Raw genomic sequence first — 12,325 nt, 5'->3', positions numbered from 1 at the left:
GCCGGATGGTAGCCCCGCGTCACGGGGTTCCGCGCCCCAAGGCCCGGAGCGCATTCAGGATCGTCGCGAGATCCACCAGCTCCTGCAAGAGAGCCCCGGCCACCGCCGGCACGAAGCCGTATGCTGCCGCGGCCATCAACCCGACGCTCAGGAGAATGCCTGTCCAGATGCTGGTGCGGGCGATGTGGATGGTGTGCCGGCCGATGTCAACGGCAGCGGCCACCTTGGATAGGTCATCGAGCATGATGACGACGTCGGCCGATTCGCTGGCCGCGGTTGCTCCCCGGGCACCCATTGCTACACCGACGTCGGACGCGGCGAGGACTGGTGCGTCGTTGACTCCATCACCGACCATCAGGACCGGGCGATCGTCCAGTTCGGCGACGGTTGCCACCTTGTCGGCAGGCAGGCAATCGGCCAGGACCCGCGTTATCCCGGCTTCGGCCGCAATATGTGAGGCAGTGGAATGGGTGTCGCCGGTCAGGAGCATGGTTTCCCGCACGCCGAGGCGCCGCAGCTGGGCCAAGGTGGCCAGTGCGTTCCCACGCAAAGGGTCGCTCATGATCAGCGTTCCGGCGAATCGCCCATCCACGCCGACGTAGATACCTAGCTGTCCGCTGCCCAGGACTGCTTTCTCGAAGCCGCTCGTGGCTGGGCCGACGAAGGCAGCTTTGCCAACCATCACAGTCTGGTTTCCACAGACAGCCGTGACACCTTGGGTCGCGTGCTCGCTGGCGCTGCCGACCGGAAGTAGAGGCAGGCCGCGGGACCGTGCGGCCTCAATCACGGAGGCCGCCAGCACATGCGAGGAAGACTGTTCAGCGGACGCTGCGAGTTGCAGTATCCGATCGGCTGACATGCCTTGCGCGGCGGTCGCGGAAACCTGTACCGCGTGCAGGGCGGGGCGGCCGCGTGTGAGTGTCCCGGTCTTGTCGAAGACAGCCGTCCTGACGCGGGCGAGTTGTTCGAGGGTACCGGCATTCTTGATGATGATCCCCGAATGGGCTGCCCGGCTGGTGCCGGCAAGGAACGCCACAGGTGCTGCGATCAACAAGGGACACGGTGTCGCAACGACGAGCACCTGGGCAAACCGTTCTGGATCGTGACTGAAGTACCAAGCGACTCCGGCAACCAGGAAGGCGAATATCGTGAACGGCACGGCGTACCGGTCCGCAAGCCTGACGGTGGGAGCCCGGCTCGCCGCGGCTTCTTGGACCAGGGCCACGATCCGGCTGTACTGGGAGTCTGCAGCGGTGGCGCTTGCAACCATGCGAACGGCTTCTTCGCCGTTGACTGACCCACTCATGAGGGTGTCGCCCTTGCCATGCTCCACCGGCAGGCTTTCGCCAGTCAGGGAGGATTCGTCGAAAGTCCCGGCGGGGGAGAGCAGACGTCCGTCTACGGGAACGATTTCGGAGGGTTTGACCAACAGTGTGTCTCCGGAGCGGACGCTCCCCACGCGAACCTCTTCCACAGGGTGGCCCGGGGTCTCGCGGTGCGCGGTCCGCGGAGCCCGCTCGAGGAGGGCTTTTAGTTCGTGGGTAGCCCGTCCGTGCGCAAATTCCTCCAACGCGTCTCCTCCCGTAAGCATGAGCACGATGATGAGTGAAGCAATATATTCGCCCACCACGAGCGTGCTGGCTATCGCTGTTACGGCCAGCAGGTCGATGCCCCACCTGCCTCGAAAGAGATCCCGCAGCATGGACACGGCACGGTATCCGGCCACGGCCAGGGCATAGATCGTCGCTGTAGCTTGTGCCGCGGCCGGCTGCCCGAGGCCCAGCATAATCCCAACGCACACTCCTGCAAGCATCGTGGCGGCTACCAGCGGAAAACGCCGGATTGTGTCCATCGGAACCGCCGCCCTTGGTTGCCGTTCAGGGAAGGAGCTTCAGCCGGTGTTTGCCTAGTGGTGGGATTCCCGGCTGAGAATGACCTTCAGTGCGTGTGTTTCAGCCGCCCGTGAGAAGGTGTCGTAGGCATCGATGATCTGCGCCAGGGTGAAATGGTGGGTCGCGAATTTCTCGGCCGGGATCTTGTGCTGGGCCACCAGGCGGAGGAGCATCGGCGTCGTGTTGGTGTTGACGAGGCCCATGCTGATGTTGATGTTGCGGATCCAGAGGTCCTGGAGGCGCAGTTCAACGGATTTTCCGTGCACGCCGATGTTGGCCACATTCCCGCCGGGGCGCACGAGCCGCACGGCCATGTCGAAGGTGTCGGGGATTCCGACTGCTTCGATGACGACATCCACTCCGGCGCCGTCGGTGTAGGATATGACGTCGCTGATCCAACCAGGACCGGAAGGGTTCACGACCCCCGTTGCGCCGAACTCCCGGGCCCGGGCAAGGCGCCCTTCGTCCGGGTCGATGGCGATGATCGTGGCGGCGCCGTGGAGGCCTGATGTGGCTATCGCGGCGAGGCCGATGGGGCCCGCTCCGACCACGGCGACGACGTCGCCCGGCTTGATGCGACCGGCTTGGACTCCAATTTCGAACGCCGTCGGCAGGATGTCGGAGAGCATGACGGCCTGGTCGTCGGTGACCCCGTGGGGCAGTTTGTAGAGCGAGTTTTCCGCGTACGGGACACGCACGTACTCGGCTTGGGTGCCGTCAATGAGATGGCCGAAGATCCAGCCGGTTCCCGCTTGGCCCTCCTCCCCGGAGCAATGCGAGTAGAGGCCTTTCTTGCAGTTGCCGCAGTGTCCGCAGGACTTGATGCAGGAAATGAGGACGCGGTCTCCGGTCCTGAGCCCGGTGACGGAGGAACCTATTTCGGTGACCGTTCCGACGCCCTCATGCCCGAGGACCCGTCCCTCCTGGACCGCCGGAACGTCGCCTTTGAGGATATGAAGGTCCGTCCCGCAGATTGTGGTGGTATCGATGCGGACGATCGCGTCGGTGGGGTTGACGATGTGGGGATCCGGGACGTCCGTCCAGGACTTCTGTCCCGGTCCGCCATAGACGAGTGCTTTCATGATGCTCCATCAAGGTAGGGCAAGAGGTACCGCCGGGCGCCCCCATCACTCAAGTCCGGAGCGGGTGGCGTCATCCAAGGGACTCCACCACGTGAGGGGAGGGGTGACGGTGAAGCGGCGCCCGGTGATCGACGTCGGGACAATGCGGATGAAATGGTCTTTGTGGCCCGCTTGCCAGGGGAAAAGGAGCAGCCCGACCGTATCAAGCACCTCCTGGGTGAGCCTAATAGCAACAGCTTGCCCTTTCACGACCACGCTCCACGCCACCCCGGTGTCCGGGTTGACGCCGTCGGCCTCCAGCGCAACCGGCGTTTCGCCCAGGGCCGAGTGGAGCTTGGTTCCCCCTCCGGTGCGGAAGACGAGGGTGCCGTGGTCGACCTTGTAGTTGATCGGGAAGATATCCGGGTGGTCTTCCGCCCAGACGGCGAGGCGCCCCACCGAGACGCCGCGCAAGAGTTCCCAGCATTGTTGAGGTTGCAGGACCTCCGGTTCTGGTGTTGATGGTGTGTTCGTCATGTCGCCGAGGCTACTCCGGGGCATGAGGGGGAAACAGGGCACAAAGGCCCTCGCCTCACGGGCGTCTGGAGGAACCGAAGACTCGGGGGTAGTCTGGCATCGGATACGCCACCTGCCACAACACGGGTTACTTGGCCTGTGTGGGCGGTACCGCTTGAAAGGCAGTAGATGAACGGCTCCATTCCAGAACCTGTGCGGGCTGATCGTCTCCACGCCACCGGGACCCGGATCGAAGACCTGCTCAGGGACTTTCTGGGCAGGGCTGGAGAACTCTTGGATGCCCAGGAACAAATGCGGGGACTTCTGGAAGCGGTGGTGGCCGTCGCCGAAGACTTGAGCTTGGACGCCGTACTGGACAGGGTCGTCAAGTCCGCCTGCCGGCTGCTGCATGCCCGCTATGGCGCGCTGGGTGTCATCGGTGAAGACAAATCGCTGAGCCACTTTGTCACGGTCGGCATCGACGAGGAGCTTGCACACCGAATCGGCCCACTGCCTACCGGACACGGGGTCCTCGGCCTGCTGATCACCGAACCAGCGCCGCTTCGACTTCATGATTTGCACCAACATCCGAAGTCGTACGGATTCCCTGCAAACCATCCACCGATGAAGTCCTTCCTTGGTGTCCCGGTGCGGGTCCGTGACGTCGTCTTCGGCAATCTGTACTTGACCGAAAAAGAGGGCGGCGGCGATTTCACTCCGGAAGACGAGGACCTTGCGGTGGCGTTGGCCGCTGCTGCCGGCGTGGCCATCGAGAACGCCCGGCTCTATGAGGACGCCCGCCGCCGTGCTTCCTGGCTTGAGGCATGCATGGATGTGACCGGCCGGATGCTGGGCGACGACCGGACGGCTGAACCGGAAAATGTCGGGCTTGACCAGATCGCCGACAGGGCGCTCCGGGAATCTGGTTCCCAGCTGGCCCTGATTCTCGTTCCAGACGGAGGGATGGATTCGTACGGCGTCGCGGGTGCCGCGGGAACGGACAGCGCACATTTCGCCGGAAACATCCTGCCGATGAATTCCGCCGTCATCAGGTCGGTCGCCGCCACCGGGATGCCCGCCTCCATGGACGAGGCTGGAGACATCCTCGGACCGGCTGACGGCTTGTCCAAGGGAAAACTCCTGGCGATAGATCTCAGTGCACAGGGAGCCCATCATGGGCTTCTGTTCCTGGTTCGGGCCCCAGGAACGGGGCCGTTCGCTAAGACGGATGTGGAAATGGGCGCCGTCTTTGGCTCGCACGTGGCCTTGGGCCTGGAGCTTGACCGGATTCACCGGCTCCGTGAACAGCTTGTGGTCTTCTCGGACCGGGACCGCATTGCCCGGGACCTGCACGACCTCGTCATCCAGCGCCTTTTCGCCGCGGGACTCAGCATTCAGAGCCTGCGGCGGTTCACGACGGGCGAGCCCGCCCTGACCCGGATCGATGCGGTCACCGCCGAATTGGATGAGACCATCCGGGACCTCCGGAACACGATCTACTCTTTGCGTTCTTCCGGGGAGCAGGAGTTGCTGAGCAGCCGGATACTTCAGACCGTGCGCACCGCCACCAGATCGCTGCACTTTGCCCCTCACCTGACGCTCAACGGGCAGGTCGATTCGGTGCTCGACGACGCAACAGTCACCAACGCGCTCGCGGTCATCTCCGAAGGCCTCAGCAATGCGGTGCGTCATTCCGAGGCACAAGCAATCAGCGTTTCAGTGTCGGTGGAGGACGGCATGCTGACCTTGATCATCGAAGACGACGGCAAGGGCTTCAGGGATGCCGTCCCCGGAAACGGCCTGGTGAACATGGAACAGCGGGCCTCGGAGTTGCGTGGTTCGTTTGAGGTGACCAGCGCCCCGACGAAGGGCACAAGCGTGCTGTGGTCTGTGCCGGTCTGCTGAAATTGCCGTTTGCCGAGATTGCATCCGCCGGTGGATCAGCGAACCGGCCCCCTCGGTATCTCTGTTCCATGGGCAACATAGACAGCTGCCTGGGTGCGTCGTTCGAATCCCAGCTTGGCCAGCATCGAGGACACATAGTTCTTCACGGTCTTTTCGGCGAGCTGCATTACTTCACCGATCTGCCGGTTTGTCAGGCCCTGTCCTACTAGGTCAAGGACCCGCCGCTCTTGGGGCGTCAATGAGGCGAGCCTCGGGTCCACTCGCTGCGGTTCCGTGAGTCCCTGGATGATTTTCGCCTTCACAGACGCGTCGAACAGGGACTCGCCCCGCGCGGCCCGGCGGAGCGCGCCAATTAGGTCGGTACCGCCGATTTCCTTGAGGACGTAGCCTGCCGCACCGGCAAGGACCGCTCCCCGCAGGGCCTGTTCGTCGTCGTAGCTGGTCAGTATCAAGCAGTTAAGGGTGGGGTCCACGGACCGGACCTCCCTGCACACCTCGATGCCCGTGCCGTCGGGCAACCGGGCGTCCAGCACCGACACGTCCGGGCGCAACGCCGGAATGCGCCGGGCGGCCTCCTCCGCGGAGCCGGACATGCCCACCACCACAAAGCCTTCGCTCTCGAGCAGTTCCTGCAGCCCTCGGCGGACCAGCTCATGATCATCAAGAACATAGACGCGGATAGGCGGCGCGCCAGGGGCCCGGGCGTCGCTTTGGGGCGAAAATGGGCGTTCCATGATCCTCCTATCAGGCAGCCCGTGGCCGCTGTCCCGCCGGTTCCTGATGCTTTCCCGGCTATGTCATTGTTCACTGCCCGCCAGCGGCAAACAAGGGCCGAAGTACCCAAGCCGGGGGCCATGACTTTCGGCCCTGTTTGGCGGGGAATTTTCTACCCATTCTTAGAGAAACCGCGGGAAAGGAAGGGGAAACCATGGCCACGGGAACCCGGCACGACAAGATCATCGTTGGTGTCGATGGCTCAGAAGCCTCCGTCGAGGCACTACGCGAAGCCCACCGCCTCGCATCGGCACTAGGGGCCAATGTCGAAGCCTGGGTCTGTTGGGACTTCCCGGTGGGACATGAGGCTTACGAAATGATGGGACGCGACGGATTCAGCCACCAGGCGTCCGAGATACTCCAAGACGCCATGACGAGGGCTTTCGGCCCGCGACTGCCCGGGAACGTCCGGACCAGGCTCGTCCTCGGCGGCGCCCGGCAGGCGCTCGTCGATGCCAGCAGATTCGCCTCTTTGCTGGTGGTGGGGAGACGCGGCCACGGCGGGTTCAACGGGCTGTTGCTCGGCTCCGTCAGCGCAGCCTGCGTTGCCCATGCCCATTGCCCGGTTCTCGTCGTGCGAGAGCCCGAATGAGACGAACCCATCCTCTGCGTCCTCCTGGTCGCCGCCGGTGTCACCAACCTGGCCATGCCAGGGATGCCGGTGGCCGAATGGTCGCAAGCCGTGCTCGCCGTCGTCCTCCTCCTAGCGCCATGGCTCGGAGGCTTCGCCTCGATGGCGGGCGCCGCCTGGAGCGCCTGGATTCCTGGCGCGGTGACCCTGGTGGTCACGGCCCTGGCGATCAAACCCAGTACCGAAGAGTACCGCCACCACCATGTGATGCCGGCCCCGTAGCTGCGCAACACGGTACCGGGCATCAGGCCACCGCCGGATGCCCGGTACCGCCGACACTGAGGAGACCGGCATGAACAACACCCACCCGGCCCGTCTACGGTTCCTGGGAGCAACGGACACTGTCACAGGGTCCCGCTACCTCCTTGAATCCCGGGGCACACGAGTCCTGGTCGACTGCGGCCTCTTCCAAGGCTACAAACGCATCCGGGACCGCAACAGGATTCCGTTCCCCATTCCTCCGGGTTCGATCGATGCGGTGCTGCTCACTCACGCGCACCTGGACCACACGGGATATGTTCCGGCGCTTGTCCGTGACGGTTTCACGGGGCCGGTCTACGCCACCCACGGGACGAGTGAACTGTGCAAATTGCTGCTTCCGGACAGCGGCCACCTCCAGGAAGAGGAAGCCCGCTACGCCGATCATCGAGGCTCCTCGGTGCATGTTCCCGCGCTTCCGGTCTACACCGCCGCCGATGCGGTGAGGTCCCTGAACGCCTTCGAGCCCCGGGATTTTGATGCCCCGCTTGATCTTGGCGATGGCATCGAGGCCACCTTCCTCCCGGCCGGGCACATCCTCGGAGCAGCCCAGGTCCACATAAACGTTGATGGGCATTCGATACACCTCACCGGAGACCTGGGCCGTGCCGACGATCCCCTCATGTTCCCGCCGCGGGAACTCGAGGCTACCGACGTTCTTGTCACTGAATCTACGTACGGCAACCGGAGCCACCCGGACCAGGACCCGGAGGCCGAGCTTGGAGCGGTCGTGTCCCGCGTTGCCAGGCGCGGCGGGGTCGTCATGATTGCCGCGTTCGCCGTCGGCCGCGCAGAAACCCTGATGCTCCACCTCACAAGGCTCCGTCGCAAGCACCTTATCCCGGACATTCCGGTATATCTCAACAGCCCCATGGCCATCGACGCTTCCTACATGTACCGGCAGCATGCCGATGAACACCGGCTGCTCGTGGACGAGTTCGAAGACATGTACAAGCTGGCCACGATGACACGCACTGCAGACGATTCCAAGCTTCTCAACCTGAGGGGAGGACCCATGATCATCATCTCCGCCAGCGGCATGCTTACCGGAGGAAGGATCCTCCACCACCTCGAGGCCTATGGTCCGGATCCGAAAAACGCCATCGTCCTCAGCGGCTACCAGGCCGGAGGAACACGCGGTGCCGACCTGGCGGCCGGAGCAAAGGAACTCAGAATTTACGGCCAGGACGTCCCCATTCAAGCCGAGGTCGTACAAATTGAAGGATTCTCCGCGCATGCCGACGCCGACGAAATCATTCGTTGGATGCACAGAGCGGATGAAGCCCCGCACATGACATACATCACCCACGGCGAACCCGATGCCTCTGATGCCCTGCGCCGCCGCATCAAGCGAGAGCTGGGCTGGAACGCCAGAGTCCCTGAATACCTCGAAGCAGTCCCGCTCGACAACCCGCTCTAGCAGCAATAGTTCCCACCTACGCCGGCATAGGAGGCCGATGATGGCTCTCTCCGAACACGAAAAGAAGACACTGGAACAGATCGCCCAGGAAATGGAGCGCGATGACCCGAAATTCGCCTCGAAGATGAGATCGACGCCGGGGCCTCCCAAGTCCCGACACATCGCTTTCGGCATCTTTGCCGCCGTCGTCGGATGCCTTGTGCTGCTGGCCGGAGTCGCGGCCCGCACCCCGGCCTTGGGAATCGTTGGATTCACCATCATGGGCGCAGGGGCGTACCTGGCAACGAGGCGCATTGGCTCGCCGCTGATACGGTGGCGTCCGAGCTCTTCCCAGTCCATGGGTCCCGCAGAGCTGGGGTAGTGGGCGCTGTCTCGAATTGGCCCGCGGGACTTCCGGCCCTAACAGGCAGCAGCGGCGGGACGGAGACTGAACCTGTATAGGTCGCGACTGGCCGAAGACTTTCTCGAGGAAGGGCGGACATGCCATGAAGGAGCCAATAGTCGTCGGCATCAACGACACCGGGGCCAACGAGGCCGCGGTGACTTGGGCAACGCACCGGGCCGCGGCTTTGAAGCTGCCCGTGGAGCTCGTGCATGCGGTGGATGACCGGTGGATGGCCGAATCCTTTGCCTACAACGAGATGGTCAACAAGGCCGCGACCGAGCTTCTAATCAAGGCCAAAGCTCATGCAGCCGGGGTGGAACCGACAGTTGATGTTCGAACCGTACTGATCTCGGGCACCGCAGGCTACGCCCTCCGCAAGAGGTCCAAGAAGGCGTCCTTGGTGGTCATCGGCTCCGGGACCCATGTCCGGCCGGGAGGCCGGTTGACCGACCACGCCCTGCAGATCGCTTCCGTGGCGCTCTGCCCTGTGGCTGTAGTCGGAGAAGAGACGGCGAACTCCCGCCGCGGAGTCGTCGTCGGAGTGGACGGTTCGGAGGAATCAACGCAAGCGGTAGCCTTCGCTGCCGCGGAGGCGGACCGCGAAGGACAGGAACTCACCGTGCTGCACGCCTACCCGATACCCGGTGCCTGGTTGCAAAGGGGGTTGCCCGAGGGCAGCTTCGTCGAGCAATTCATGGAAGAAGAACGGCTGGTCCTCGCCGAGACAGTCGCCGGCCTGGCGGAAAACTACCCCGACCTCGTCGTCCACAAAGTACTAGCCGCCGATCCACCGGCCCAGGCCCTCGCTGAAGCCGCATCGACGGCGAAGCTGCTGGTCCTCGGCAGCCGCGGCGGAGGCGGAATCAAGCGTCTCCTGCTGGGCTCAACCGCCCACGCAGTCCTTGCCCAGCTGGCGTGCCCCACCATCATCACCCGGATACGCCGGGTCAAGAACAGGAAATAGCGGGCGGGCGCCGTCGAGGGGTGGCGCCAGTAACCGGATTCAGGCTAGGTGGACGTGGCGGCCAGTCACTACCGCCGCGTGGATCCGGATGAAGTCGTTCCTTGCCCCGCCTGCCCAGGGCTCTTCCATGACCTGTCCCCAAAGATAGGTCGGCAGCTTCGGTTCCTGCACATGCGAGGAAGGTCCACTGACCAGGACCGACCACCCTTCGCTGCGGTCCGGCCGTGCCTCATCAATCTCAAACGATGAACTGAGGCGAGGTACGGCGTTGCCGATGGTCCCGGCAGCAGAGGTGCGGAAATAGATCGCCCTGTTGTGGACGAGGTAGCTGACGGGCAGGATCATCACTCGGTTCTTGTAGGTGAAGCCGAAGCGGCCTGTGTCCTGTGAGCACAACAGCTCCCAGCAGCGCTCCTCGCTAAGCTCCTCTGTGACGTGCCGGGCACCGTCGAAGCGGGCCGGATCGATGTCGGGAAGGGACATTGGTTCTCCTCCAGGGGTCTCCTCGCGCCCTTCAGCTCTCTTCCGGAGCATGGACAACAAGGACCGGGCAGTGGGCGTGGGCAACGCAGGCAGAGCTCACCGATCCGAGCAATAACCCGCCAAATCCTCCGTGGCCACGCCTGCCGAGAACGATCATGTCCGCTCCCCGGCTAGCTTCAATGAGGGATTCCCGTGCGTGACCGCGGACAACGCGGGAGACGACGTTGTCCGGCAATTCCGGACCGAACGCCTTCTCCAAGGATTCCTTGAGGACGTGTCCGGCGCCTTCCTCGAAGTCCTCCATGCCCATGGCCACATAGCCGCCATAGACCTGAGGGAACTCCCAATAGGCAACGGCCTCAATTTGCGCTCCCAATGCCACCGAAAGGGTCTGGGCCTGCCTCAGTGCCTCGATGGAGGCTTCCGACCCATCAACACCAACAATGATCTTTCCTGTGGAGGCTTCCCCGCCCATGACTTTCTCCCGCGATTAAGGTGTTCCGTACACCGCTAGCGTGACCGGTGGCTGTCCCGGGTTGTAGGGCCGAAAGTCACAGCTCGCCCGTGGCAGTCTCTTTGGACCGTGTCCGGCACTGGCAGCCTGCGGACGAGAGAGTCGTAGCCCCGGCAGTTCGTCGCGAACCACCAGGGTGGTGCCTCGTGTGCCCAGTTTTACCGACCTGGATGCGCCTTTGCGTGAACTACCGTTCTTCGGGTTGGAAAGCGGCCGCCCACCTGGGCTACGTCAACCGCTGATTGTGTCGTGCTTACGCTGACGCGCCGCCCAGCCGGAATGGCTCGCCCGGTGCGAGTACACGGATGCGTTTGGGGTTGACCACGACGCCCCGGAGCGTCTCCGGGTCGGCATTGAACGGGGAGAAATCGGGGGAGTCCACCGAGCCCCAGTGGTGCAGGAGCAGGTCCGCGTCGGGGTAGGCATTGGCCATCTCGACCGCGCCGTCGAAGGTGAAGTGCCATTCGCTGTCCGAGAAGTCGAAGAGTAGCGCGTCCGGGGTCGGCATGGTCAGATGGTGTTCGCGGATCAGCCGTGAATCGCCTGGTGCCCAGATCACGCCGTCAGGGGTCTCGATCCAGAAGCCGCAGGAGTCCTCATCGTGGAAAGTCCGCTGCCCCGGTTGGGGCGTGGCATTCTGCCAGGCGTGGTCGGCGGGTGTGACCGTGATCCGGACGCTTCCGACGGTGAAGGCATCGCCGATGCCGTGGCCTTGGGCGGGCATGCCAAGTTCATGCATCAGCTCGGAGACGTAGCGGGTCGAGTGGAACCGGTGGGTGACTGAATTCAGGGCCGTACATGTCGGCACGCTGAAGTGGTCGTTGTCGGCGTGGGTGACAAGGATCGCATCGAGTCGGGGGACGTCTGCTGGCTGGAGCGGGAAGTTGATGAGCATTGGCATGTCGAAGTCCTGGAGCAGCGGGTCGACGGCCAGCAAAGTTCCTCGTGCGTTGATCAGAAATCCCGCCATACCGAGCCAATGGAGCACGGTGCCGTGGGGGTCGTCGAATGCCTCGACCTGAATCGGCATTGTCGACGGTGCCATGGCCTGCCCGCGGGGGCTGCGCCGGAGCGGTGTGCGCGGATCGTTCATCATCTCTCCTGGGGAATGCTGGGGTGCAGCGGGTCTTTCTCTGGTCGAGCTACAACAGGTCCGGTCGTACCAAGCAGCTGTAAACGCTCAGCTCTCTTCATCCATGATGCCCTTCAATACGCTCATCGCGCCCATGCCGTTGGGCCAGCCGGAGTAAAACGCCAAGTGCAACAGGGCCTCTTTCAGTTCGTCCGCAGTTACTCCGTTCTTCATTGCGAAGTCCAGGTGGAAATTCAGCTGCTCCATCTTGCCCAGCGCGGTCAATGCAGCGACGGTGATCAGGCTGCGATCGCGCTTGGACAGGTCCTCGCGTTCCCAGACCTCATCGAAGAGGACCTTGTCGGTGTAGTGGACCATTCCGGGTGCGAAGTCACCGAAAGCGTTCTTCGCGCCGCTCCAGCCGGTGTTCCGTTCCTTGTTGCTCATGGT

The 12,325-nt window shown here is 63.6% G+C and carries 14 protein-coding genes; 6 read left to right on the top strand and 8 right to left on the bottom strand.

Annotation, left to right across the window (positions count from 1 at the left end; genetic code table 11):
• Positions 1–19: 19 nt before the first annotated feature.
• Genes ACSBOX_RS11375 through ACSBOX_RS11365 form a run of 3 tightly spaced genes read right to left on the bottom strand, consistent with a single transcriptional unit; the run spans position 20 to position 3,490 of the window.
• Positions 20–1,852 (bottom strand): heavy metal translocating P-type ATPase, encoded by a 1,833-nt coding sequence (locus ACSBOX_RS11375; RefSeq protein WP_442542545.1) that lies wholly within the window; start codon positions 1,850–1,852, stop codon positions 20–22.
• A gap of 54 nt (positions 1,853–1,906) precedes the next feature.
• A complete protein-coding gene (locus ACSBOX_RS11370) occupies positions 1,907–2,974 on the bottom strand; it encodes a zinc-dependent alcohol dehydrogenase family protein (RefSeq protein WP_442542544.1) in 1,068 nt (355 codons plus the stop codon).
• A 45-nt stretch (positions 2,975–3,019) separates the two neighbouring features.
• Positions 3,020–3,490 (bottom strand): pyridoxamine 5'-phosphate oxidase family protein, encoded by a 471-nt coding sequence (locus ACSBOX_RS11365; RefSeq protein ID WP_442542543.1) that lies wholly within the window; start codon positions 3,488–3,490, stop codon positions 3,020–3,022.
• A gap of 168 nt (positions 3,491–3,658) precedes the next feature.
• Between ACSBOX_RS11365 and ACSBOX_RS11360 the strand changes: the two genes are divergently transcribed.
• Entirely contained in the window at positions 3,659–5,374 is a 1,716-nt protein-coding gene (locus tag ACSBOX_RS11360; protein WP_442542542.1) for a GAF domain-containing protein, read from the top strand.
• Between the two features lie 35 nt (positions 5,375–5,409).
• Here the strand turns inward: ACSBOX_RS11360 and ACSBOX_RS11355 are convergent, their stop codons facing one another.
• Positions 5,410–6,108 (bottom strand): response regulator, encoded by a 699-nt coding sequence (locus ACSBOX_RS11355; RefSeq protein WP_442542541.1) that lies wholly within the window; start codon positions 6,106–6,108, stop codon positions 5,410–5,412.
• A 194-nt stretch (positions 6,109–6,302) separates the two neighbouring features.
• Between ACSBOX_RS11355 and ACSBOX_RS11350 the strand changes: the two genes are divergently transcribed.
• From ACSBOX_RS11350 to ACSBOX_RS11330, 5 genes are all read left to right on the top strand, one after another.
• Positions 6,303–6,740 (top strand): universal stress protein, encoded by a 438-nt coding sequence (locus ACSBOX_RS11350; RefSeq protein ID WP_442542540.1) that lies wholly within the window; start codon positions 6,303–6,305, stop codon positions 6,738–6,740.
• Between the two features lie 54 nt (positions 6,741–6,794).
• Positions 6,795–7,001: an SPW repeat domain-containing protein gene (locus ACSBOX_RS11345; RefSeq protein WP_442542539.1), complete on the top strand. Its 207-nt coding sequence runs from the start codon at positions 6,795–6,797 to the stop codon at positions 6,999–7,001.
• A 70-nt stretch (positions 7,002–7,071) separates the two neighbouring features.
• Complete coding sequence (locus ACSBOX_RS11340; RefSeq protein ID WP_442542538.1) at positions 7,072–8,457, top strand: MBL fold metallo-hydrolase RNA specificity domain-containing protein; 1,386 nt, start codon at positions 7,072–7,074, stop codon at positions 8,455–8,457.
• A 37-nt stretch (positions 8,458–8,494) separates the two neighbouring features.
• Positions 8,495–8,818, top strand: coding sequence for a DUF3040 domain-containing protein (locus tag ACSBOX_RS11335; RefSeq protein WP_442542537.1), 324 nt, complete (start codon positions 8,495–8,497; stop codon positions 8,816–8,818).
• Positions 8,819–8,942: 124 nt separating this feature from the next.
• A complete protein-coding gene (locus ACSBOX_RS11330; protein ID WP_442542536.1) occupies positions 8,943–9,806 on the top strand; it encodes a universal stress protein in 864 nt (287 codons plus the stop codon).
• Between the two features lie 39 nt (positions 9,807–9,845).
• Here ACSBOX_RS11330 and ACSBOX_RS11325 read toward each other — a convergent pair whose 3' ends face one another.
• The 4 genes from ACSBOX_RS11325 to ACSBOX_RS11310 form a co-directional block, all read right to left on the bottom strand.
• Positions 9,846–10,289: a pyridoxamine 5'-phosphate oxidase family protein gene (locus ACSBOX_RS11325; protein WP_442542535.1), complete on the bottom strand. Its 444-nt coding sequence runs from the start codon at positions 10,287–10,289 to the stop codon at positions 9,846–9,848.
• 31 nt (positions 10,290–10,320) lie between these two features.
• On the bottom strand, positions 10,321–10,764 hold the full coding sequence (locus tag ACSBOX_RS11320; RefSeq protein ID WP_442542534.1) for a universal stress protein: 444 nt from the start codon (positions 10,762–10,764) through the stop codon (positions 10,321–10,323).
• 292 nt (positions 10,765–11,056) lie between these two features.
• Positions 11,057–11,899, bottom strand: coding sequence for an MBL fold metallo-hydrolase (locus ACSBOX_RS11315; protein ID WP_442542533.1), 843 nt, complete (start codon positions 11,897–11,899; stop codon positions 11,057–11,059).
• Positions 11,900–11,983: 84 nt separating this feature from the next.
• The gene (locus ACSBOX_RS11310; protein WP_442542532.1) at positions 11,984–12,322 is read right to left on the bottom strand and encodes a carboxymuconolactone decarboxylase family protein; all 339 of its coding nucleotides are present in this window, start codon (positions 12,320–12,322) and stop codon (positions 11,984–11,986) included.
• Positions 12,323–12,325: the final 3 nt, after the last annotated feature.

This window comes from Arthrobacter sp. KN11-1C (genome assembly GCF_052180225.1).
GTDB lineage: Bacteria > Actinomycetota > Actinomycetes > Actinomycetales > Micrococcaceae > Arthrobacter.
This window is presented reverse-complemented; position numbering and strand designations above follow the sequence as displayed.